Origin of the sequence: Paenibacillus sp. 2TAB23 (assembly GCF_052115165.1) — a bacterium.
GTDB lineage: Bacteria > Bacillota > Bacilli > Paenibacillales > Paenibacillaceae > Pristimantibacillus.
In genome coordinates this window covers 70,638-92,965 of sequence record NZ_JBFRGD010000019.1, presented here as the reverse complement: position 1 = coordinate 92,965, position 22,328 = coordinate 70,638, and the positions used below count along the sequence as shown (strand labels likewise).

General features: G+C 47.5%; 17 protein-coding genes. 7 read left to right on the top strand and 10 right to left on the bottom strand.

The window, feature by feature from the left end:
• Nucleotides 1–194: 194 nt before the first annotated feature.
• Complete coding sequence (locus tag AB4Z29_RS23585; RefSeq protein ID WP_441945432.1) at nt 195–1,202, top strand: ABC transporter substrate-binding protein; 1,008 nt, start codon at nt 195–197, stop codon at nt 1,200–1,202.
• Between the two features lie 214 nt (nt 1,203–1,416).
• Here AB4Z29_RS23585 and AB4Z29_RS23580 read toward each other — a convergent pair whose 3' ends face one another.
• Nucleotides 1,417–1,893, bottom strand: a complete 477-nt coding sequence (locus AB4Z29_RS23580) for a UPF0158 family protein (protein WP_441945431.1) — start codon at nt 1,891–1,893, stop codon at nt 1,417–1,419.
• Between the two features lie 276 nt (nt 1,894–2,169).
• Between AB4Z29_RS23580 and AB4Z29_RS23575 the strand changes: the two genes are divergently transcribed.
• Nucleotides 2,170–4,305, top strand: coding sequence for a fibronectin type III domain-containing protein (locus AB4Z29_RS23575; RefSeq protein ID WP_441945430.1), 2,136 nt, complete (start codon nt 2,170–2,172; stop codon nt 4,303–4,305).
• 200 nt (nt 4,306–4,505) lie between these two features.
• Here the strand turns inward: AB4Z29_RS23575 and AB4Z29_RS23570 are convergent, their stop codons facing one another.
• Nucleotides 4,506–5,504, bottom strand: a complete 999-nt coding sequence (locus AB4Z29_RS23570) for a type I glyceraldehyde-3-phosphate dehydrogenase (protein ID WP_441945429.1) — start codon at nt 5,502–5,504, stop codon at nt 4,506–4,508.
• A gap of 250 nt (nt 5,505–5,754) precedes the next feature.
• On the opposite strand from AB4Z29_RS23570, the gene AB4Z29_RS23565 reads away from it, so the two are divergent.
• Genes AB4Z29_RS23565 through AB4Z29_RS23555 form a run of 3 tightly spaced genes read left to right on the top strand, consistent with a single transcriptional unit; the run spans nt 5,755 to nt 6,812 of the window.
• The gene (locus AB4Z29_RS23565; RefSeq protein ID WP_441945428.1) at nt 5,755–5,961 is read left to right on the top strand and encodes a helix-turn-helix transcriptional regulator; all 207 of its coding nucleotides are present in this window, start codon (nt 5,755–5,757) and stop codon (nt 5,959–5,961) included.
• Nucleotides 5,958–6,389 carry a hypothetical protein gene (locus AB4Z29_RS23560; protein WP_441945427.1) on the top strand — a complete coding sequence of 144 codons (432 nt, stop codon included), beginning with the start codon at nt 5,958–5,960 and terminating at the stop codon, nt 6,387–6,389. The genes AB4Z29_RS23565 and AB4Z29_RS23560 overlap by 4 nt, the downstream gene beginning before the upstream one ends.
• A gap of 48 nt (nt 6,390–6,437) precedes the next feature.
• On the top strand, nt 6,438–6,812 hold the full coding sequence (locus tag AB4Z29_RS23555; protein ID WP_441945426.1) for a winged helix-turn-helix transcriptional regulator: 375 nt from the start codon (nt 6,438–6,440) through the stop codon (nt 6,810–6,812).
• A 62-nt stretch (nt 6,813–6,874) separates the two neighbouring features.
• On the opposite strand, the gene AB4Z29_RS23550 is transcribed toward AB4Z29_RS23555, so the two are convergent.
• The 7 genes from AB4Z29_RS23550 to AB4Z29_RS23520 form a co-directional block, all read right to left on the bottom strand.
• Entirely contained in the window at nt 6,875–7,951 is a 1,077-nt protein-coding gene (locus AB4Z29_RS23550) for an SDR family oxidoreductase (RefSeq protein ID WP_441945425.1), read from the bottom strand.
• A 253-nt stretch (nt 7,952–8,204) separates the two neighbouring features.
• Nucleotides 8,205–8,828, bottom strand: coding sequence for a hypothetical protein (locus tag AB4Z29_RS23545; protein ID WP_441945424.1), 624 nt, complete (start codon nt 8,826–8,828; stop codon nt 8,205–8,207).
• A gap of 144 nt (nt 8,829–8,972) precedes the next feature.
• The gene (locus AB4Z29_RS23540) at nt 8,973–10,655 is read right to left on the bottom strand and encodes a glycoside hydrolase family 2 protein (protein ID WP_441945423.1); all 1,683 of its coding nucleotides are present in this window, start codon (nt 10,653–10,655) and stop codon (nt 8,973–8,975) included.
• Between the two features lie 11 nt (nt 10,656–10,666).
• A complete protein-coding gene (locus AB4Z29_RS23535; RefSeq protein WP_441945422.1) occupies nt 10,667–12,985 on the bottom strand; it encodes an AraC family transcriptional regulator in 2,319 nt (772 codons plus the stop codon).
• A 94-nt stretch (nt 12,986–13,079) separates the two neighbouring features.
• On the bottom strand, nt 13,080–14,609 hold the full coding sequence (locus AB4Z29_RS23530) for an extracellular solute-binding protein (protein WP_441945421.1): 1,530 nt from the start codon (nt 14,607–14,609) through the stop codon (nt 13,080–13,082).
• 39 nt (nt 14,610–14,648) lie between these two features.
• A complete protein-coding gene (locus tag AB4Z29_RS23525; protein ID WP_441945420.1) occupies nt 14,649–15,548 on the bottom strand; it encodes a carbohydrate ABC transporter permease in 900 nt (299 codons plus the stop codon).
• Nucleotides 15,548–16,513: an ABC transporter permease gene (locus tag AB4Z29_RS23520; protein ID WP_441945483.1), complete on the bottom strand. Its 966-nt coding sequence runs from the start codon at nt 16,511–16,513 to the stop codon at nt 15,548–15,550. Before AB4Z29_RS23520 ends, AB4Z29_RS23525 begins: the two co-directional genes overlap by 1 nt.
• 278 nt (nt 16,514–16,791) lie before the next feature.
• Here AB4Z29_RS23520 and AB4Z29_RS23515 point away from each other — a divergent pair, with 278 nt between their 5' ends.
• The gene (locus tag AB4Z29_RS23515; RefSeq protein WP_441945419.1) at nt 16,792–17,238 is read left to right on the top strand and encodes a MarR family winged helix-turn-helix transcriptional regulator; all 447 of its coding nucleotides are present in this window, start codon (nt 16,792–16,794) and stop codon (nt 17,236–17,238) included.
• 66 nt (nt 17,239–17,304) lie between these two features.
• Nucleotides 17,305–18,120, top strand: coding sequence for an NmrA family NAD(P)-binding protein (locus tag AB4Z29_RS23510; protein WP_441945418.1), 816 nt, complete (start codon nt 17,305–17,307; stop codon nt 18,118–18,120).
• A gap of 295 nt (nt 18,121–18,415) precedes the next feature.
• Here AB4Z29_RS23510 and AB4Z29_RS23505 read toward each other — a convergent pair whose 3' ends face one another.
• Nucleotides 18,416–22,084, bottom strand: coding sequence for an NPCBM/NEW2 domain-containing protein (locus AB4Z29_RS23505; RefSeq protein WP_441945417.1), 3,669 nt, complete (start codon nt 22,082–22,084; stop codon nt 18,416–18,418).
• Nucleotides 22,085–22,328: the final 244 nt, after the last annotated feature.

Sequence of the window (22,328 nt, the reverse complement as noted above, 5' to 3'; positions counted from 1 at the left end):
GTTACAACAATATACTACCCATTTCACATAGATTTGTATCATAAATACACCTCAAACTCAAAAAATCAGTCCTATTATATCTTTAATAATACTCCAAACTCCATTCAAAAATTCACAAAAGCATTGCCAACCCCATTCCATCATGCTATATTGATAACGATTATCAATATCAAACAATTAGGAGTGGAATTTCATTGAAAACGTCCAAATCATTTTACCCTTTGCTCGTCCTCACCTTAGCGCTAACCTTGCTATTGGGAGCTTGTGGACAAGCAGCCGGGAACAACGCGTCAGAGAGCAATGCATCAGAGAATACATCCTCGCAAGCCCCGGCTTCAACAACAGAAGCTGAACCGGCAGGCGATGGTGAGCTGGTTACGTTCCAGGCTGGCAACGGAGACATACAAGTTCCCAAAAATCCGAAGCGGATTGTCGACACAACCGCTTTCTATACTGGTTATTTTTTAGCGCTTGGAGCCACTCCGGTTGGCATCCAGGAAAAAGCGATGAACAATCCTTACTTTGAAGGAATGCTCGATGGCGTCGAGAACTTGGGCGAAGTACCCACTCCTGAAAAAATTCTTTCATTAAATCCTGACCTCATCATTGTCTTTAACGGCACCGAGGGCATTGAAAAGCTGGAAGAGATCGCGCCAGTAGTCGCTATTGATTATGGGAAGAAAAACTATAAAGAACAAATGCTCGACTTCGGTAAGCTCACAGGCAAAGAAACAGAGGCAAAAGCTTGGGTTGAGCAATGGGAGAAAAAAATCAGCGACATAAAACCGCAAATCCAAGCGGCCGTTGGCGAAAAAACCGTTTCGATTCTAAATCCCTATGCAAAAGGACTTTATGTTTTTGGGCATAACTACGGCCGCGGAGGCGATATTATTTATGGTGAATTTGACCTCAAGGCCCCACCTGAAGCACAGAAGGAAGCTATAGACAGCGGAACTGGCTGGGCATCTATTTCACTTGAGAAACTACCAGAGTTCTCTGGGGACATTATCTTTACTTCCCCGTGGTCGGGTGATAAGAGCGATCCACAAATCGTGTATGACAGCGCTATTTGGAAAGCCCTCCCTGCGGTCAAAGCAGGAAACGTATTTCAATTGAATGCTGAAGCAGATACGTACAATGATCCGGTTACGTTTGAAGCACAATTTAAATTCATTACGGAAAGCTTGCTATCCGTGAAATAAGTACAAGAAAGACGCTCTCGTTAACCGCCGGTAACTGGCCGTTTTTTAAGGGCCCTTCTAAAAAATGAATATCAGGCCACACCTAAGAGATGATTCCCGTGCAGAACGGGAGTCATCATTTTTTATTTCCCTCACTCTCCATTAACTCCCGTCCGCTTGTGTAATAAAAAGCAGCCGATCGATTGTCGGCTGCCATCATGTCTGGTTCAGCTACTCATTCTATTATTACAAGCTCCTTCTCTTTACACCATTCAACAACTAATTCCTTTACCTTTTTTTCTTTGAATTCATACCATTGTTTATCAACGTCATGTTCAATGATTACTTCTTTAAATCTTCTAAATGCCCCTCTTCCTTGAATAGCACCAAACCATTTTTCTCGAACCTCTGCTATGGCTAATGTTTTGATAAATTCTTCAACTATTTCATACTCATGGAACTCGTTTCTTAAGGTGAACTCGAGGTAAACCTCATATTCATCCTCTATCACTTTTATTGCTTGTTCAATGTTCTCTCGCTGCCAATCCGGATAATTTTCAAGCGGCTCTTCCTCTTCTGCCGCACTCATCTCATCTCTCGATAATGTTATCACTTCTCCTGTCTGGGTGTTTATATATGTAAGGGTATCATCCATTTGAATTTCAATTACAGTAATAAGGTCATCTAATTTGACCGCAGCTTTTCTCTTCATTTCACATCTGTCCTTTCATAAATATTCCTTCTACTAATCAGTTTATTCAAATGACCAGAATAAATCAAAGAGGAGCTGCTTTTAAAAATGCAACTCCTCCTCAACTAGTGCCAGCCTTTTCAAATTTAGTCCGTAGCAACAGTACTAACCTCGTCTCTATTTAAACGATCCTGCCAGTTGTCAGTTAGCTTGATATTGAAATAAAAAGTTATTCAAAACGAGAACTTTAATGGTATGTTATTACAAGATACAAAAAATGGGATTGAGGAGGAAATTATGAGAACTTTTTCAAAGAGGCTTTCTTATTTACTTGTAGCAGCCATATTCATCCTGCTTAGCGTTTCCCCGTTTGCCCATGCAGTGGAGACTGGGGAAACAGGACAATCAACTGCATCTACATCCATTATCGGAAATGTTAGCCCGCCTGACGGCACGTTGCTTACTGAGGGCTTTGCACTCATCCAATTTGTTTTAGGCATTCCGCTGGTAGATACGGGCGACATCATCATTAGCGTTGATGGTCAGCCTATTGATCCGATTCAGATCAATTACATGCATGGTATGGTGTTTACTTATGTCTCCGATTTGAAGGATGGCGCCCATTCCTTAGTTATTCGTGTATTAGGTCGCGATATGAATCAATTACAGGAGTACAATGGAAGCTTCAACGTCCAGCTTTCGATTTGGAAAGAAAGCAGCATGAAAGCGGAGAATATCGATGCGGCGTCACTTCGTTTAACCTGGACGCCAGCCGCTCAGAGCTTGGGCTATCGCATTTATGGCAATAGCCTGCTCATTGGGTCTGTTGATGGTAACACCACCTCTTTGGATGCAACGGGTCTAATGCCACAAACGACATACAACTTCAAAGTCGAAGCACAGCGTTCCGACGGCAGCTGGACGACGGATGGACCTGCAGCTTCGGCAACAACATTGCCTCAGGATCGAGAAAGCCCGATTATCGAATATGTGACTCCTGCCGATGGAGACTTATTAACGACGGCTTGGCCGAAAATCACGGCTCATGTGAATGATAAAGAATCCGGCATTAATCCAATCATGACTGGGATCGCAGTAAACAATAGGCTTGTAACGTCCAGCTATGACGAGTCAACGGGGATGCTGACCGCGGTAGCCCCTAGATTGCCAAGCGGCACTCATTCCCTCCTAGTCTACGCCAGGGATATGGACGGGAATGTTGTTCGGCATACCAGCAGTTTTACCGTGGATTATGAGGCGGGAGCACCGTTTCTGGAATGGAACGGCAAGCTTCGTGCTGCTCTTGAAGCAGGCGATCCTACTGATCGTGAGGATGTACGAAGATTGAGCGCCGAGATTGCAGAGCTGGACCATAAAGAAGACTTATCCTTAATTGACCCGATATGGAACAAAATCAAGTTGAAGCTGCCTGCATCTGTTGATCAGGCCCAGTTGAAAAAAAAGCTGTTTGATATCATGCTGGCGATTGGTTCGCTCCCAGGCAATGAGCAAGGGACTGGGCTAGTAGAGATCTTGTCGGACTCCGAAATGCTGGAGGCACTGAATACGATCGCGGCGGCAGGCGGCGTAACGAACCTGACAGCCGAGGATGTTCTGACGTTTTTTTTCGGGGATGGCAACGATTATAGGGGGATCGAAGGTCAAATCCTTTATTTTGCATCAAGATTGTCTCCGTTGGAACAGTTAGGACTACTACATGATAAACAAAAAATGATGGACGTCCTCGTGGATGCAATCAATAATCAGCTGTTGCAAACAACCTATTATAAAATCAGCAAGATGCTGTGGAATTTAAATGTCTACACCTATGATGTTCAGCTGACTTTGCAAAACTTCCAACGCAGGCTGGAACATGACGTACCGGCCGTTCAGGCGATGAAAATTGCTTATATTCGGTTAAAGGCGCAGGAATCAGTGAAGGTAAGCAATGGCGGTTATCAGCATAATTACAGATTACAGGTAGATTCTTTGGACGTTCCGCCTCAATCACTACTATGGAAGAAGGTATCCGGAAGCCCTGATATCCGTGTAACGCCAGACGGTACCGTCTCCATCCCTGAAGGAACGTATAATGCAACCGCAGTCATTCAAGCAGCGCTTGTGAATCCTTATGGCGGAAATAAAGTTCTCTTCGAGAAAGAAGTAATCTTAATGCCTGAAAAAGACACGGCCATCATCCTCCAGAGCATTATGAGTGCATTTGAAAACGAGCTAGACGAGGTGCAAAGTAAGTTTAACGACGCAACCACGTACGCAGAGCAGAACCAGTTGATCATGGACATGATGAATACGGGGAAAGAGGCAATCAAGCAGATCGAATCGTTAAAGATATCCAAAACAGCCATAACAGATGCCACTGAGAGGATCATAAATATTCTTGTACAAGCAGCCAGTGATCTACCGCCATTCTAAACGGCTACCCTCCTCTTTCTAAAATGAAGAAACAGAAGCCCCTTGATTAACTTTAGACCACTAAAAAAATCTAGGTCTCAGAAAAGGAAATAGAGAATTATCTCCCAAAAGTGCAAAAAGGAGCCGCTCACATGAGCGGCTCTCTCTCGTCTATCGTGGGGAGGAAATTCCCCCGTCACCGGCATGCCGGGCAGTATCCGTTATTTATTAGCCAAAAACGCGGCAACCTCCGCCAAACGCGTAGCGAAGCCCCATTCATTGTCGTACCATGTCGCGACGGACAGGAGTTCTCCTTCCACGTGCGTGAGCGGCAGATCGATGATCGACGTATGCGGGTCGCCGACGATGCGCGATGACGCCCATTCGCCTTCGAGCACGTCCATAACGCCTTTCAGGTCGCCTTCCCGCGAGGCGCGGCGGAACATATCGTTCACTTCCTGCACCGAGCACGGCTTCTCCGTGATTAGGTTTAGCTCGGCAATGCTGCCTGTGCGGGTCGGTATGCGGTACGCTTTGCCCGTGATCTGCAGGTCCGGCCAGATGAACTTAAGTGCCTTTGCAGCGCCAGACGAAGACGGAATGATGTTCTCGGCAGCCGCCCAGGAGTCCCGGCGGTCGCGCATCGGCTGATCCGTCAACGACTGCGTGTTGGTATAGGAATGGACCGTGGAGAACAGTCCAAATTTAATCCCGTAGTTTTCTTTGACCAGCTTGACGACTGCGGCCAAGGCGTTAGTCGTGCAGCTAGCCATGCTGATGATCCGGTGCTTGTCTGGATCGAAGCTGTCGAGGTTGATGCCTTTCAGCAGCACTGCGTCGCAATCGTCGAGGGATTTGCTCGGCCCGCTGATCAGAACCCGCTTCGCGCCGCGGTCCAGATGCACCTGCGCGACGGAACGGACGACGGCGCGGCCCGTGCAATCAACGACAAGATCCACGCCAAGYGCCTTCCAGTCCGGCACTTCCTGCGAGGCATTCAAATAAAGAATCTCTCGTCCGCCAATGACCATTGCGCCTTCTTGGGCGGATACGTCCTCGTGCCAACGCTTATAGTTGGAATCCACTTCGAACAACGCGGCAAGTGTACCCACGTCCTTGATATCCGATACCGAAACCGGAACAAAAAGCTTGTCTTGAAGCGCGACGCGCAGCAGTATTCTGCCTATGCGGCCAAATCCGAAAATCGCAATTTTACCCAAATTTCTCAACCTCCATTTGCATGATGTTATCGACGGGTATAGTGTACGCTATTTGGCCGCCAAAAGTCCAACGACGGCCTATTTCCTGTCAGTCCGGCGTATGAAGCTATTGTAACCTGTCCTTATTGAGCTCTGATTACCCGATTGCTTACGCATAAAAAGCTAAATGGAAAGCATGCTTTACATTCCTTGCGTTGTGCGATATACTTTCCACATGGAAAGCTAGCTTTCCGTATGGAGGGTGAGCACATTGAACAACCGTTTAGAAGAAATCCGCAAGAATCGCGGAATTAAACAAGAAGAATTAGCAATGGCGCTTGAGGTGTCAAGGCAAACTATCGGTTCGCTGGAAAACGGACGATATAACCCCTCGATCCTTTTAGCGTTCAAGATTGCTCGTTTTTTCGGTTTGAGTATCGAAGAAATCTTTATTTATGAGGAGGATGAACATGTATGAAAAATACTATTCCGTCTTATTTTCTAACCGTTGCAGGCGTAATTCTACTAGCAGGTGGTCTGTACTTCATTAAAACAATTGAAGAATCACAAGGTATGCTGCGAGCGTTGCCTTATATCTGTTTTGGGCTTGGCTGTGGTATCTTCGGTCACGGTATGGGAGAAATAATCGTCAGTCGCGCTATGAAGAATATTCCCGCCGCCGTAAAGCAGCTAGAGATTGACAAGAAAGATGAGCGTAATTTGGCTATCGCTAATCGGGCAAAAGCGAAAGCATTTGACATGATGGTTTTTATGTTTGTACCCTTACTTACAGCATTTTCCATGATGGCAATTGATTTAGTAGTGTTATTGCTGTTGGTTTTTTCTTTTCTGTTTATCCTTGTTTATAACAGTTATTACCGTTTCAAGTACTATAAAGAGATGTAATAAAATTTCAAGACGATATCGCAGAGGTCAGGGAGGCGAAGTGAACCTATGCTGGAGCCGGGGAAAACATACAATACGGCAGTGGAGGTAACGCTCGAGGTCATCGGTGGCAAATGGAAGCAGGTCATCCTTTTCCATCTGACATTCGGCAAGAAACGCAACGGCGAGCTGAGGAGCTTGCTGCCAGCGGTAACGCAAAAAGTGCTAACCCAGCAGTTGAAGGAACTGGAAGAGGATGGCATTATTAACCGAATATCATACAATCAAGTGCCGCCCAAGGTCGAGTATGAGCTGACGGAGTACGGTTCGAGCCTAAAAGAGATTCTTCATCTCATGTGCAGATGGGGAGATCGGCATGCCGAGCGCGCTTATGGCGATAAGATCAAGATTTTGTCTGGAGCGCCTCGATTAGATGGGAATTAATTCGTTAAAATAGAAACCGGCCGCTGGCTGACAGCGACCGGTTTGTTGTATGCAGCATTGTTTCAAGGAATGACCTTGCGCTGCCGCAAATCCTCAAAGATATTCAGAAACATTGCTTCTGTATCCATAAATTCATGAAAGCCGAAACGGCGAGCTTTCGTGCCGTCTGCAAAAAAATCATAATCCCAGGAAAAGACAAAGTCCCCAAACCGCCAGGAAGAAACGTCCTTGTAGGCGTTTTCCACTAAGCCATGCTTCTTCACCATGGCATTCCATAGCTCCTCTTTATCGGTCATAACCACATCCAAAGACATCTGCAGTGGAGGCGCTGTCTCAAGGCCAAAGCTTGCAGCAATCTTTGGCCAAAGCTCATTCCATCGGAACAGGTCGCCGTTCGTGATGTTGAATGCTTGATTGGCGCAGCGTTCATCCGTGGCTGCCCAGACGGTGGCTTTTGCCAGCAAGCCGGCATCGGTCATTTCAAGCAGGCTGTTATAGGCACCTGGTTTTCCGGGAAACCGAAGCGGCAGTCCAAGCTCCTTCGAAATGGATGCATAAATGCCAATGACCATCGCAAGGTTCATGGGATTGCCCAATGCGAACCCGCATACGACGGATGGGCGGAGCGCTGACCAGGTCCAGCTGCTTCCCCGTTGCCGCTGCTCGAGAAACTGCTGTTGGTCGACATTAAACTCAGGCGGCATATGGTAGGCGTCCGTTTCACGGGCGGGTGTCTTGAAGGGACCCAGGTGTGCGCCGTATACTTTGTAGCCCTGCATTAGGCTGATATGCTGAAGATCAGAAGCGACCTTCTCGATTGCATCGACGACGTTGATGAGCATAGTGAGGTTTGGGGCGACCAGCTCAGCCCAAGTAGGCCGATCCTGATAGGCTGCGTAAAAGATATGGGTAACTTCCGTTAATCGACCGAGCTTCTCGCGCGTATCACTCTCGTTTAGCAGATCGACAGCTTCGTATCGCGTTCGGCCGTCACCTCTTGAGTCCCCGCCACGCCGCGATACGCCGATAATATCCCAATCGGGAAGCTGCTCGAGATATTCAATCAGATTCCTTCCAATAACTCCGTTAGCTCCAACGACGAGTGCCGTTTTGCGCGGCAGCGTTTCTTGTACTTTCATACGTTTTTCTCTCCTCTTCCGTTATGGTCTCTACCTCATTGTGAATGCTGCGGAGAGAAATAAAAAGTACGCACTTCGGAGTAATATAGTTACTTGAAAGTAATATAAGCCATGAAATCCTCCCACTGTTTACTCTAATATATAAAAGGGTACCCGTACGCTAAACACTTTACAAAGTGTCCAGCGTATAGGTACCCTTCTATGGCTTATCGAACTTTCTTTTACCTTGTATCGCTAATGCGCGTTCTACCAATCAGTCCTCGAATCTCAGAGTAAAAATGATAGCGGATTCAAGCCCTTTCAAAGAATCCGGCGATAAATCCGCTGTACTAATCATACGATTACTCGTTGCCTGCATGCCCCATACAGGAATGGAATCATCTGCTTTGAATGTTAGCGGATCGCTCGGAAAAATGAGGCCTTTTGACGTTAATGCTTTGTCCCACGGAACGGTGAACGTAGATAGACTCGATCCCGAATCGTTTCCGGTTCTAACTTTAATAATATTAAATTCGTTTTGCCCATCCATGGTCACGGTTTCGATAGATATGATGACTTCCACTTTATGATTCTTTTGAAGATCAGGATGAAAAAACAAATCGCCAAGGGAGCCAGCCGATGATACTTTTTTGCCCTGCTTCCAAATATCGATATCCAACCATACATTTGGTTTTGTTCCTTTATAGCTCAGCTCAAACGCACCGGACATTGGACCTAGGAAAGGTTGAAACTTTGCTCCAACGCCCTTAAAAAGGTCAACGTGGTTTAATTCCATGTCAGCTGCCACATTCCCCTGTTCAAGCGTTGTCGTTTTCGATTCAAATAACGGCCTGCAGCCTGACGTCAGAAGTACCAGCATACCTATGAATAGAACCATACAGTAAACTTTTAATTTAAGAATACGTATTCCCCTCTTCCAGCCATCCATTCTTCGCATCTCTCAAGCCATATCAGGCAAAGAAAACGATCCATTGAACATACCATTATAGGGTAAATTTGTAAATGAAATAAACTATACCGATTACCTTTTAAAATACTTCTGTACGGTCGCATAAGCCAGCTTCGGCCTCCGGTAACGGTCAACGATCCCTTTGCTATTCTGCGTTCCCGCTCTCGTAATGAGCCAATCCGTTCCTTCCGTTACCCTGCAATCGCAATATTGCCAGATGAACATTCCCGAAATGTACCCTCTCGATGTATAGGCAGATAAATTAGCTTCCAAAATATCGGATTGACGCTCTTCCGTTCCTCGTACCCTGCTGGCATCGCGATGTCCGTAATAGCCGTCCCCTCCAAACTCGCTCATGATCATCGGTTTACCTAAACCGCCGCTTGCGTCCGCCCAGCCTCTGGCAAGATCGCAGAGCTCGCCCGGATCTTCATCTCCGTACCACCCCGGATATAAATTGAATGAAACGATATCCGCCAAATCAAAACAAAGCTCCTTGTCCCGATGATGGGATGCAAAGGTAAGCGGACGGCTGGCATCAAGCCCTCGAATTTGCTCCAGCTGCTCCTTATACATTTCCCGCCCCTCCGGGGTATCGCTCGCACATTCATTTAGGATCGCCCAGATGACAATGGATGGGTGGTTGTAATGCTGCTCCACCATTTCGCGGTTTACCTGCTTGCATTGCCAGCGAAAATTCGGATTTTGCATTTGGCTCAGACTTAGCCCTCTTGCATGATTCTCCTCCCACACAAGAATGCCTCGTTCGTCGCATAAGTCTAGAAACCGCTCATCGTTTGGATAATGGCTTGTCCGTACCGAATTGCAGCCCATATTTGTTATCAAATCAGCATCTAACGCCATTAGCTGAAGCGGCAAAGCCGAACCGACCATCGGATGGTCCTCATGCCGATTAACTCCTTTAAAAACAATATCCTTGCCGTTAAGCTGTATTTTTCCATTCTCCGTTGTCACGACTCGGAATCCGACACGCTCAATCAGGTCATCGACAACGGCATCGTCCACGACGAGCCGCGACTTCAGTTCATATAGGACCGGACTTTCCTGTGACCATGCCTCGGCTTTATCAAAATCAAACGTCCCTGCCATACAGGATATGCCAGCTTCGTTAGGCGAACTTGCGACCAGCTCAAGCTCCATGCCGCAAAGCTCGATTTGCAATCGGTATGGTTTACCCCCATCGCGCAAATGACGGACAAAGCCTTGAATGCGTGCTTTCCACTTACCATCCTCCCAAATCGGCGTGAATGCGAGCCTCTCTATATAAAGCTCGTCTAGCTGCTCCATTGTAACGGGTCTATTAATTCCTCCATACGTGTAATAATCATTCGGAATATGAAGAGCAGAATCAGGCCCAAACCGATTGTCTGCGATGACGATAAGCTCATGATCGCCTGGCTCAACGTCTTTTGCGATGGCATCAAAAGCCGTATATGCGTTATAATGCTCCGTCAGAATCTGTCCGTCTAAATAGACATGCGCCGTATGGCTCACGCCTTTGAACACGAAGCGGAGCGATGTTTTTTTCTTTAGGCTAATTCGCTTCCGATAAGCGCCTCTTCCTCTATAGGTCAAGAAATCGGGATGCATCTCCCAGCAGCCTGGAACAATAAGCGTATTCGTATAAGTAAGCTGCCCCAAATTCAACTCATCCTCACCGATTATTGCAAAATCCCAACTGCCATCCAGAGAGTGCACCTCTCGAAGCTCGTTTGTTTGGAAAAGTCTAGTCATTGGCTAATCTCCTATTCGATATGGCTGTATTTTTTTCGGTATTCGGTAGGGGTCATGCCTGTTTCGCCTTTGAAAATTTTATTGAAATACGAATGCTGGTACCCTACGCTTTCCGCAATCTCATTGATTTTTAGCGGCGTAGTTGAAATAAGCTCCTTTGCTTTGTCGATTCTTAGCCGCATAATATAATCGATGTAATGGAAGCCTGTCACTTGCTTGAACGATCTGCTCAGCATAAAAGGACTCGTATGGCACCGCTCCGAGCATTCTTCAAGGGATATATCCCGCATATATTCATTTTTTAGCAACTGAACAGCTTCTTCAACAACCCGTCTAGCACCTATATTTTGAGCTTGGTTGAACTCGTTCAAGTACGGGGTAATGATTCTGTCCATAAACCAGCCGCGCATGGCGAGTATATCCGGCAACGCCAACAGGTCGCCATACAAATTCCCTTCCTTGAACAGTGGATGTGACACGAAACCTAGCTCAATGAGCATATGTCTTACGCTGCCGAGCAGCTGCAGAAGCCCTTGCCTTACGGTCAACTCACGCATGCTGATCCGCTCCAGCTCATTCATATAATCCGTGAAAAGCAGTGCCGATTCCTCGGTCAAACCAAGCCGCATAACATGCAGCAGCTCCTTCTCTTGTGCGAATGGGTACTGGGCATCATGCATTGGCGAGGGGACAAGATCCTCCATTGTGATGATTTGGTGTGTTTCCTGCAAGGCACGGTAGCTGATCGCTTGCTTCGTCTGCTCCAGCAGCTCCGGAATGCGGCCGATTTCCTCGGACCACCTACAGATGATAACCGTTACGCGAAGCCTCAACACTTCGGAAAGCGTTGAGATTAAAGCCTGCGACATACCCTGCAGCATGTCTTGGCGTTCCTTCGCAGTCAAATGGATGCTGGCTGCGCACAGCAGGCCGACGGACATATCCTGGAAATTAATAAGATTCGCTTCGATGCCTCTGCTGGAGGCCAGCTCTTCGGAGATGTTGCCGGCTGCGAAGGAAATAAGCTGCCGGTCATCCTCCCGGAACCGAGCTCCGTTTTCATGGAGGCCCGATAATTGAATTAAGAGCAGTGAGAATTGCCGGTCCTCGGATGGCCAACCTAGTTGATCCATTCTTTGCCTCAAGCTTGCTTCATTGCTCGCATACAAATGGCCTTGGACAAGCTGTAGGAGAAATCCCTCGCGCAGGGACGGCACTGATTGCTGAAGCCTCTCCTTTAACGTTCTCGTCTCATTCATGACCGTCATCCACTTCTGTTCCAAAAACTCCATTTCGCGCTCGACTGCAGGCTCAGCGTTTTTATCTGTGCCAAGCAAAGCGARCAGCCTGCCAATTGGCTTATATAGCCGAAGCGATGCATACCATGACAACAGCAAAGCAAGCATTAAGCCAGCGAGGCTGCATTTTAATATCCATCTAGACGAGAGGACAACCGGTTCCGTCAATTCGCTTAAAGGCGTTGCTGTTACGTAGGTCCATCCAGCAAGCTCAACCTCGCCAAATGAGACGATATACGTTTCTTTTTTCCATTTGAAGGGGAACGTTCCCTGATCAGGATGATGCTCAAGCACATGCTGCTTCAAAGCAGCCGATAATCCTGCTTGGCCCGCTGAGGGCTCAAGTACAAATTCTCCTGATCTCTGCAGCAGAAATGACGTTCCTTTATCGCCCGCCTGCAAATAAGCTACGTTTCTTTCGATTTCGGCCGGATTGATCGCAAGGACAAATGCCCCGAACGGATGCTTGGAATGCCAAGGCAGCTTAAATATAATCGAGACCGGCGATGTATTGCCCCGAGCACTAATCGCAAGGTTATACGATAAGAACAGACCTGTGTTTTGGCTAAGGTCATCGTGATAAGCCTCTAAGCTGCTCGGCTCCAAGTATTCAATGCCATCTGCTGACAATAGCGCCTGCTGCTCATTTAGGAACAGATAGGCATCGTTCACTAGAAGGCTTGAGCTGCCTACGACCGTCATCGTCTGCATGAGCTCCTGGATTTCATTGATATGGTCCAGGAATCTATAATTTTCCAAATAGCTCCCGAACATCGGATTGTTCGACCAACGGCTCATTACGATGGAAATCTGGTCGAACTGACTGTTCATCATATCGGCAAATTGCGCAATCCGGAGCGTATGTGTCTTAAATACCTGCTTCTCGATTTGATTCTTGCCGATCACATAGTTGCTCGCCGCGATAATAATAGAAGGAATACATGTAATCAACAGGACGAGCACTAAGCTTTTACGAAAATATTCCCCCCGCAGCATCCCCGTTATAGCCCGCAACGTCCATCTCTTGCTCAATGTCATACCCCCGAAAACAAATCCATTTTGCATTCATGTTAATCAAATGCAGCATACCCTCAGCTTCTCCTGGGAGCAGTTGAGGGCGCTGTCATTATTTTGCGTTATTTCTTGCTTGATAAGCTGCATTCATTTCCGTTATGATTTGTTGATAGGTTTGATCCGCTTGGAGCTCGGCTGTGAAAGCATCCCAATCCTCAAGCGTAGCTTTGCCCATCATGATCTTTGTCTTCAAGTCTTGAATCTTTTTATCATAATCGCTGCCTAGCTTGGAACCCGTCTCCGTTATTAATCCCGATGCAGGGTTCGATACGCTCGCATCAGCCGCTTGATCGATCAGCGTTCGTTCATGCTTCAGCTTATCCGCAGGCAAGCCAGTGCCCAAATTCCCGTATTTATCATATTTCATGAATATGTTCTGCATGAACTGGAAGCTCAGATCGTTAGTAGCGGCCTCAGTCAGCACATAATTATCGCCGTCTTTCGTAAAATCCTCGCCTTCCATGCCATACGCCGCAAGCTCATGCCCTTCATCGGACGCACCGTAATCGAGGAATGCAAGCAGCTTTTTCACTTTCTCCTCTTTCACGCTTTTTGAAATGACGAACATCCCGAAGTGACCGGTTCCCTTTGCTGCATACTTACCATTATCTCCTTCCAAATAAGGAGTCCATTCCAAATCGGCATCCGCTTTGCCAGCAGCTTGAAGCTCCTTGACCATCGTCGGTATTTGATTCGGCTTATCCGGAAAAATGCCCGCTTTGCCTGCATACACTAAATCCTTGGCCTGATCATGCTTAAGCAATGCAAAATCCTTCGGAATGAGATTTTCATGGTATGCATTCTTCAGCCATTCCAGCGCATCACGCATGGATGGGTCAAACGTCATATCGACGAGCGTGCCGTCAACAGCTTTATACTTGCCGCCCGTACCCGTAAATGCTTCCTGAATAAAAGTAAACTGCCCCATGTCGGCTTGATTGACGTAACCGGACAACCCTACTGTATCCTTCTGGCCGTCAGGAGCATTGTCTTTGAATGCTTTCATAACCGCATATAATTCGTCCATCGTTGTTGGAACTGTTAGGTTCAGCTTCTCTAGCCAATCCGTCCGTATTAGCGGCTGAGCATTTCCTTCAGTCGGCCGAACGCGCGGCACGCCATATAGCTTTCCTTCAACAAGATTATTGGTAAACGTAATCGTTGGAAATTTCATTAAATTCGGATAATCCTTAATCAGTTCCGTCAAATCCCAAAACGCACCCTGCTTGGCCATGTTCTGAAATGCGGCATTGCTTGTATCCGTAACAAGCATGAGATCCGGGAGCTTGCCGGAAGCCAGCGTTACGTTTACCTTTTCATTGAAATTGTTTGGCGTTACCCACGTAATGTCCAGCTTCGTATTCGTGCGCTTCTCAACTTCCTTCAGAATCCGATTGTCTGGTGCGGGCGGTTCCTTCTGATAATAGATTGTCAGCACGCTCAAGTCAGTCGGTCCCTTGTCTGCTCCCTCGCCGCCCGCGTTGTTCTGACCTGAGTTGCCATTGCCCCCGCAGCCGGACATAACGAGTGTTAAAGCAAGAACGGCCGTAAAACTCGCAAACCAATTTCTCTTTCTAATCATTTAATTCTGCCTCCCTGATCGGTCTTTTTATTATATCTCTCATTCCTTGACAGAGCCAACCATGGCCCCTTTTGCAAAATGCTTCTGCAGGAATGGATATACCAGAAGAATAGGAATGGTGGAAATGATGACAGCCGCCATTTTTTTCGTTTCGGACGGGATGCTTGCCATGCCGGTTTCGCTGGCAGCCGCCCCTCCCATTGCCGTTGAGGAATCTATCAGCATGTTTTGCAGCAATATCTGCAGCGGCCATTTGGCTGTATCATTAATGAACAGCACCGCATTAAAAAACGTGTTCCAATACGATACAGCGTAAAATAAACCAAATGCGGCGAGTGAAGGAAGTGATAGCGGAAGAATGATGCGAAACCATACGCTCATATCGTTGCAGCCGTCAATACGGGCAGCCTCCTCCAAGCCGACAGGGATTGAATCGAAAAACCCCTTCATAAGCAGAACATACCAGCCGCTCGTTATAACCGGTATGATTAGCGACCATAGACTGTCGATCATTCCAAGCTCTTTTACCACTAAATAGCCCGGAATAATGCCTGGGTTAAAAAGCGTAGTCAGCAGGATTAGAAACATGAGTGGTTTCCTGCCCCTCATTCGCTTTCGCGAAAGACCATAGGACAAAGAAGATGTAATAATTAAGCTGCACATTGTACCGACAACCGCCAGAAACGCACTGATGCCTGTTGCCCTCAAAAACGTCGAGGTTGACAGCAAATACTCGTAGGAAATTAGCGTCCACGTTTTTGGGAATAGCAGCAAGCCTCCCTGACGATACTCTTCCGGCGTCGTGAACGAAATAACGAAAACATAATAGAACGGGAACAAACATAAAGCGCCTACCAGCAGCAGTATAGTTACGTTTATTGCACCAAACATACGGTCAAAACCGCTTTCCCTAATTGCCGTTTTTGGAACCTTGCTCATTAATACACGCCCTCCTCGCCGAATTTTTTCGCAAGCCAATTCGCAAATATGACCAATGCCACGCCGATAAAGGATTTAAACAGCCCGACTGCCGTACTGTAGCTGAATTGGGCCTGCAGGATGCCTACTCGGTAGACATAGGTGTCGAACACCTCGGCAACCTCCGACACCGCCCCATTCATCATGAGGTATACCTCCTCAAAACCCACATCCATGATATGGCCGATACGAAGAATCAATAGAATGATAATGACGTTGCGGATTGCAGGCAAAGTAACATGCCACATTTGGCGCAATCTGCCTGCACCGTCCAGCTTCGCCGCTTCATATTGCTGCGTGTCCACGCTTGCAATCGCTGCCAGAAACAGAACCGTTCCCCACCCTACTTCCTTCCAGATCGACTGCAAAGTAAGAAGGACCCAGAAATAATCAGGATTGGTCAGAAAATCGATTTTCTCATGCCCGAAAGCAGCAAGCAGCTGGTTAATAATCCCTTCCGATTGCGACAGCATAAGAAAGCTCATCCCTACAATGACTACCCATGACAAGAAATGAGGCAGATACACGATCGATTGAATCGTCTTCTTGAACCATTGAAGCCTCAGCTCATTCATCATTAAAGAAAGCACGACCGGCAATGGGAAGAAGAAGATTAGGCTTAAAGCGTTAATTGCCATCGTATTTCTGAATATTCGGTAAAATTCAGGATTAGCGAATAATCGCTGGAAATGCTCCCCCCCTACCCACTCACTGTGAAGAAATCCGAGATAAGGAGAATACTCTTGGAAGGCAATAAGCACTCCCCACATCGGGATGTACTTAAAAACTAGAAAATATAATAGCCCGGGAAATACTAATAGATACAAAAATAAATCCCTGCGCAGCAGCTTGCCTTCATTCCTAAGCCTAGCCTTAAAGCGATGCCCTAAGCTTGCTGCTTCCTTCTGCGGTTGAACAATCTCCATGTTCGTATTCACTGGTTAGCCACTCCTCTATCTGCTTGACTGCTATGGTTTGGTGCTCGGCAACTTCCTCTACTATAGGCTCGTCACAGCTTGAACGCTTTAACAAATACTTGCAAAATGGCTTGATTGAGCTAACAAAATCTTGTTTTAGGGTCAATTAACACTGATTTTGAATCTACTCTCCTTCTATTTGATATTGGATTGACAGTAACTACCCTTGTGTAGTACATTTATTTTAGTTAAGGACTTAACTACTTATCGGCGGTGATAGAAATACGATGAAAGACCTTCAAGATTACGTACATGATTTGCCTCTGCCCACACAGGTTTTTTTCTCATTGGTGGAAGCAACCGCCAAGCTGGTGGATGTTTCAGAGAAATATTGGCAATCCAAAGGGCAAAACGGCGCAAGAATTCGTATTCTGGTCGAAATCATGAAGGAAGGCGGCTCGATTTTGCCCTCCATGCTTGCCCAGAAAATTGGTGTGACCAAATCCAACATTACGCTATTGCTTACTCCGCTTGAGAATGAAGGCTTCATACTCAGAGCGAGCCACCCCAGTGACGGCAGAAAAACCATCATTTCCATTACGCCTGAGGGACAAACACTTTTGTTGAATCATTTGCCCGAGAACCGGGCAGGCATTACGGACAAAATGAGCAAACTGAGTGAACAGGAATTAGCCATGCTGCTGAGCTTGCTGTCAAAATTAAATAAGCCCTGAAGGGGCTTTCTGCCAATATGGTTCAGGACTTAACTAAATAGTCCAAAGAGGAAAGGATGAGTATTAATGAAAATAGCCATTACAGGCGCGAATGGACGATTGGGTCGATTCATTATAGATGAGCTTATCCGTTTCATGCCTGCGGAGCATATCGTCGCCTGCGTTCGTCAACCAGCAAATGCGGCTGGCTATGCCGAGAAAGGCGTACACGTCAGATATGCCGACTATGATCAGCCGGCATCCTTAGATCAAGCTTTCTCAGGGGTTACCAAGCTCCTACTCATCTCCAGCTCGAATCAGGATGATGCTGTACGGCTTCGCCAGCATCGGAATGTCATTGATGCGGCCAAAAAAGCCGGCGTACAATATTTAGCCTATACGAGCTTTGCGTTTATTGGTGAAGCTGCAATCTCGCTGACACAGCTTCATTTGGCTACAGAGCTAGCGGTAATAGAAGCTGGCATCCCGTACACCTTTCTGCGAAATGCGCTCTATACTGACTTTGTCATCGCGCTCGGGCTGCATGAAGCTATCGCGACTGGGAAGCTTCGTTACCCGCCGGGCGAATGGTCGTTTAACTCAGCGGTGCGCGAGGATCTCGCAGTCGCGGCAGCTGCAGTTCTGACCGGAGACGGACACGCGAATAAAACCTATGAGCTTGCTGCTCCAGCAACTTGGACCTTTCATGAGCTCGGTACCGTTTTGCAGGAGCTGTCTGGAAAAACGATATCCCTTCGCCCCGATCCCGAAGTACAGCATTGGATCTACCCCTTCTTACGAAAAATCGACACCGCTTCTACTTCGGATGATTTAGTCCACTTGCTAGGCAGGCCGGTTACCCCATTAATAGAAAGCATTAAACCCTTCATTCAAACCGACTAACTGGAAGCTACAAATGTGGCATGCACTGGGATTGTCCCACAGCGATATACTTGAGCAGGTTAATCCCATAAAATGAAAAAGAAACGACTTCGCCGTCCTCTGCAAGAGGAGGGTATCCGTTTCTCGTAGACATAGAAGAATAATTATCGCATGAAACATATAAAATCTTATATTTGCACAAAGAACCTTCAGCACCACTATAAAAGTGGGACTGAAGGTTCTAGTTCAACCATATGTTACATGCTTAATGGTAGCTGCCATCTTCAGAATGACTATTGAAAAATTCCGCTGCCATTTAGCTCAGGAACAATCTCGCATTCGGTACAATTTGCTTCGTTTGGGAAGCACTTGACCAAGAAAGCGACGCATGTGCGTTTCCTCCATTTTCCAAATATTCCATCTTAATGTCATATTTCACTCCTGCAGTTAGGGAAACCGTTGCACTTAGCTCGCCATTCATAGACTGCCATTGGTTAATGACTTGCACGCCGTTAATCCAAAGGCGCACACCGTCATCCGTATGCGTGTAGAACGTATACGTTTCTGAATATTGCGGCTGTACTTTACCTGTCCAGCGAACAGTGAACCATTCTCCAGGAACGTTGACGGTCGGTCGGTCACCGCCCCAATCGAAATCGATCGTGGCATCCGTACGCTCCATCTCCAAGCTTCCGAAGTTGCCTGCATAATATTGACCAAGCAAGCCATTGCCTGTACCGCCTCCAGAGCCGGCATTCGTCGTTACGCTTAAAGCGCTGCTCGCAGCGGATAAGTTATTGGCCGCATCCTTCGCTTTCACCGTGAAGCTGTATGCCGTGCTGGCAGCCAAGCCTGTGACCGTGATAGAGGTTGCGCTCGCACCTGTTGTCGTTCCCGCAAGGGTGCTGCCGTTGTATACGTTGTAGCCCGTGACGCCGACATTATCGGTAGACGCGCTCCAAGTCAGACTCACACTCGTGTCTGTTTTACTAGGAGATGCTAGATTGGCAGGCGCACTTGGCGCAGTCGTATCTCCCGCAGCCGCGTTAGTCGTAACGCTAAGCGCATTGCTTGCAGCTGACAAGTTGTTGGCCGCATCCTTCGCTCTCACCGTGAAGCTGTATGCCGTACTTGCGGTCAAACCTGATATCGTGATCGATGTCGCGCTCGCTCCCGTTGTTGTTCCTGCAAGAGTGCTTCCGTTATAAACGTTATAGCCGGTTACGGCCACGTTATCGGTGGACGTGCCCCACGTCAGGTTCACGCTCGTTGCTGTCTTGCTTGGCGATGCAAGATTCGCCGGCGTGCTTGGCGCAGTCGTATCACCCGGATTCGGGTTACCGCCGGAAGCGGACGATAATCTCGCGTTGGCCCAGTCCGCATGATCGTAGCCAGTGCCGTCACCTGCATCTCCAACGACTAATTTCAGTACAGAGACGCCAGTCACATCAAGATCAATGCTTTTGGTAGCCGTATTGGCATTCATGATTCCGCTGTCGTACGATTTAACGCCGTCCAGCCATACCTCAAACGTTACGGTTCCGTTATTTACAGCCAGCACCTCATCGTCAATTCCAACATCGGATTGGAAACGATAATAGTTGCCGTTCAGGTTATAAGTGATTTCGGAATTCGCATGCGTGCCGATACCTTTGGCATAAGTAACGCCGTTTAATGTAATCGTACGCGACTCATTGCTCTTATCCTTTTGCACGTTGCCCCAGCCTGTTGTTGCCGATGACCAAGTCAAATCACTGATGTACGTATTTACGGCTGGAGGATTCGTCGTGACGCTAAGCGCGCTGCTTGCAGCGGATAGATTGCCTGCCGCATCCTTCGCTTTGACCGTGAAGCTGTATGCCGTACTTGGCGTAAGCCCTGTTAACGTCAAGCTAGTCGAGCCCGCGCCTAACGTTGTTCCTGCCAGTACGCCGCCGCGGTAAATCTCATAGCCAGTCACACCTAGATTATCGGTAGATTGCGACCAAGTTAAGCTGACGCTTACGTCCGTATGGGACGGTGATGCTAGATTGGCCGGTACTGAAGGAGCCGTCGTGTCAGGCGCATTCGTAGTAACATTCAGCGTGTTGCTTGCTGCCGAAAGATTGCCTGCCGCATCCTTCGCTTTGACCGTGAAGCTGTAAGCCGTGCTTGGTGTCAAGCCTGCTGCGGTATAAGCTGTGCTTCCAACTCCTGTTGTTGTTCCAATCAACGTGCCGTTACGGTAAACTTCGTAGCCGTACACCCCTAGGTTATCCGTTGAAGCGGACCATGTTAGGTTGACGGAAACGTCAGTCTTCGATGGGGAAGCTAGGCTTGCCGGTGCGCTCGGTGCCGTTGTATCCGGCGGCCCTGCATTTACATTAACCGTTTGCTCCTTCAAGCTTGCTCTTCCTTCGTTATCCCAAACAACGAGTGTAACGCGGTATGTGCCTGCTTTCTGGTACGTGTAGCTAGGGCTAACTGTCGTGCTAGGAATACCTTCGCCGAAATCCCATAGATTCTCAGAAATAGAACCGTTGTCTGTTGACGTGTTCGTAAACGTAATCGGTGATCCCAATTGAACGGTTACCGGTGCTGTGAAATTTGCTACCGGCTTCGGATTCGAGAAGCCGCGGCTTGTGAGCTGTGTATTCGTGCCGTTGCCGCTGACAATATTTCCGCTCCACTCGAGATTCGCAGCGCTTGACGGGTATTGGTCAATGGACTCCCCCGTGTTGCCTGTAATCGTGTTATTAATGAAGCTTAAACGGTCGACGCCAGAAGCCGTCGTAATTTCGATGCCTTTTCGGCCATTGTTGATGATCTGATTGCTGTCGAACGTCAGGTTCTGCGAGTTGCCGTGAACACGGATCGCATTTCCGCCGTAGCCGGAATAAGCAGCCTGCGGATTGTCACGCGGTCCGTCTTTGAACGTGTTTTTATAAAAATATTGATATTGCTCCGTTTGCCCCGTTCCTTCGCCTTGGAGCTGCATGCCCCACATGACCATATTTTGAATCGTATTGTAGCCCCAATACTGGTAGCCGGTTCCCGGCGATTGCTGCATGCCGACCTGTTGTCCGCCATCTACGAGGTTGCCTGTCGTAACGCCATGCTCGACCATAACCTCAAGACCCATGTATCCCACCGAGCCGTCGGTTGCTTTTACCACATTGTTGCGGACCGCGATGTATTTGGAGCGTACGGCGCTGATCCAGTGATCGACATGATTATCCTCGATTAATGAATAATCGCAATCCGTGTGAAGCTCGATACCGAGACCCTCCGTATGATGGCCTGTTCCCGTAATGTTATTGCCGCGAACCTCAACGTATAAGCAGCCGTCATTCGCGAATATGCCGCCTCGTCCGGTATCATGGATCGTGTTGTTTAGTATTTTCGCGTAATTGGAGCCCCAGCCCGCTCTCACTGCGCCGCCCCAAGCCGAGTTTACGCCGATGTTTGTAATGATATTATCGCTGATCTCGATATTCGGCGAACCGATCGCATACAGGGCAAACGGACCAAATCCCGCCGAAGCGGTAAAATCCTTTACGCGCAGCTGGCTCATTTTGTTATTGCTGCCGCCTTCGGAAACGACCGCGGACAATACGGAATTGTTGCTGTTGCCGTCAAGCGTCAGATCGGAGATTTCGACATTCGATAGATTATAGAAGCTGAACATTCTTTCTTGCCCGGTAGAGGTGGATTTAATAATGGTCGTATCGCGGTTTTCACCTTTGATCTTTACGCCCGTTTTACCGGTAACCGCACCGCTCAGATGATAAGTCCCAGCAGGTATATATACCGTATCTCCGGATACAGCAGCATTGATCGCATTCTGGAAAGCTGTTTTATCGTCAGCTCCATCTGACCCACTTGCCCCGTAAGCGGTTACATTTAGATTCGCTGCAAAAGCACCTGGCAATGGAATAATAGAAAGCACCAACGCAATAGATAAAGATATACCGAGCAGCTTCGATTTCATCGTTTTGAAATTCATCTTAAAACATCCTCTCCCTTATCGAATGGTATAGCGGTATCTTACAAAAAGCGACCTATTGCATCAACCAGCCTCCCCCTTCTAACAATGTACAGTAAGGCATCACTCCTGCATCTTTCTACAGCAATCATGCCAAATCCATTCCGTAATTGAAACTGTACAATTGGCTAATCCATGCAATTAAACGCTATATAATTTACGTATTAGTGGATAAAGTAGGAATGGACCCAATGTCATCTCCTAA

Excerpts from the sequence above, each read along its gene's own strand:
- AB4Z29_RS23580 (WP_441945431.1), bottom strand. The coding sequence starts at position 1,893 with ATGAAGAGAAAAGCTGCGGTCAAATTAGATGACCTTATTACTGTAATT.
- AB4Z29_RS23575 (WP_441945430.1), top strand. The coding sequence starts at position 2,170 with ATGAGAACTTTTTCAAAGAGGCTTTCTTATTTACTTGTAGCAGCCATA.
- AB4Z29_RS23560 (WP_441945427.1), top strand. The coding sequence starts at position 5,958 with ATGAAAAATACTATTCCGTCTTATTTTCTAACCGTTGCAGGCGTAATT.
- AB4Z29_RS23555 (WP_441945426.1), top strand. The coding sequence starts at position 6,438 with ATGCTGGAGCCGGGGAAAACATACAATACGGCAGTGGAGGTAACGCTC.
- AB4Z29_RS23550 (WP_441945425.1), bottom strand. The coding sequence starts at position 7,951 with ATGAAAGTACAAGAAACGCTGCCGCGCAAAACGGCACTCGTCGTTGGA.
- AB4Z29_RS23545 (WP_441945424.1), bottom strand. The coding sequence starts at position 8,828 with ATGGTTCTATTCATAGGTATGCTGGTACTTCTGACGTCAGGCTGCAGG.
- AB4Z29_RS23540 (WP_441945423.1), bottom strand. The coding sequence starts at position 10,655 with ATGACTAGACTTTTCCAAACAAACGAGCTTCGAGAGGTGCACTCTCTG.
- AB4Z29_RS23530 (WP_441945421.1), bottom strand. The coding sequence starts at position 14,609 with ATGATTAGAAAGAGAAATTGGTTTGCGAGTTTTACGGCCGTTCTTGCT.
- AB4Z29_RS23525 (WP_441945420.1), bottom strand. The coding sequence starts at position 15,548 with ATGAGCAAGGTTCCAAAAACGGCAATTAGGGAAAGCGGTTTTGACCGT.
- AB4Z29_RS23520 (WP_441945483.1), bottom strand. The coding sequence starts at position 16,513 with ATGGAGATTGTTCAACCGCAGAAGGAAGCAGCAAGCTTAGGGCATCGC.
- AB4Z29_RS23515 (WP_441945419.1), top strand. The coding sequence starts at position 16,792 with ATGAAAGACCTTCAAGATTACGTACATGATTTGCCTCTGCCCACACAG.
- AB4Z29_RS23510 (WP_441945418.1), top strand. The coding sequence starts at position 17,305 with ATGAAAATAGCCATTACAGGCGCGAATGGACGATTGGGTCGATTCATT.
- AB4Z29_RS23505 (WP_441945417.1), bottom strand. The coding sequence starts at position 22,084 with ATGAATTTCAAAACGATGAAATCGAAGCTGCTCGGTATATCTTTATCT.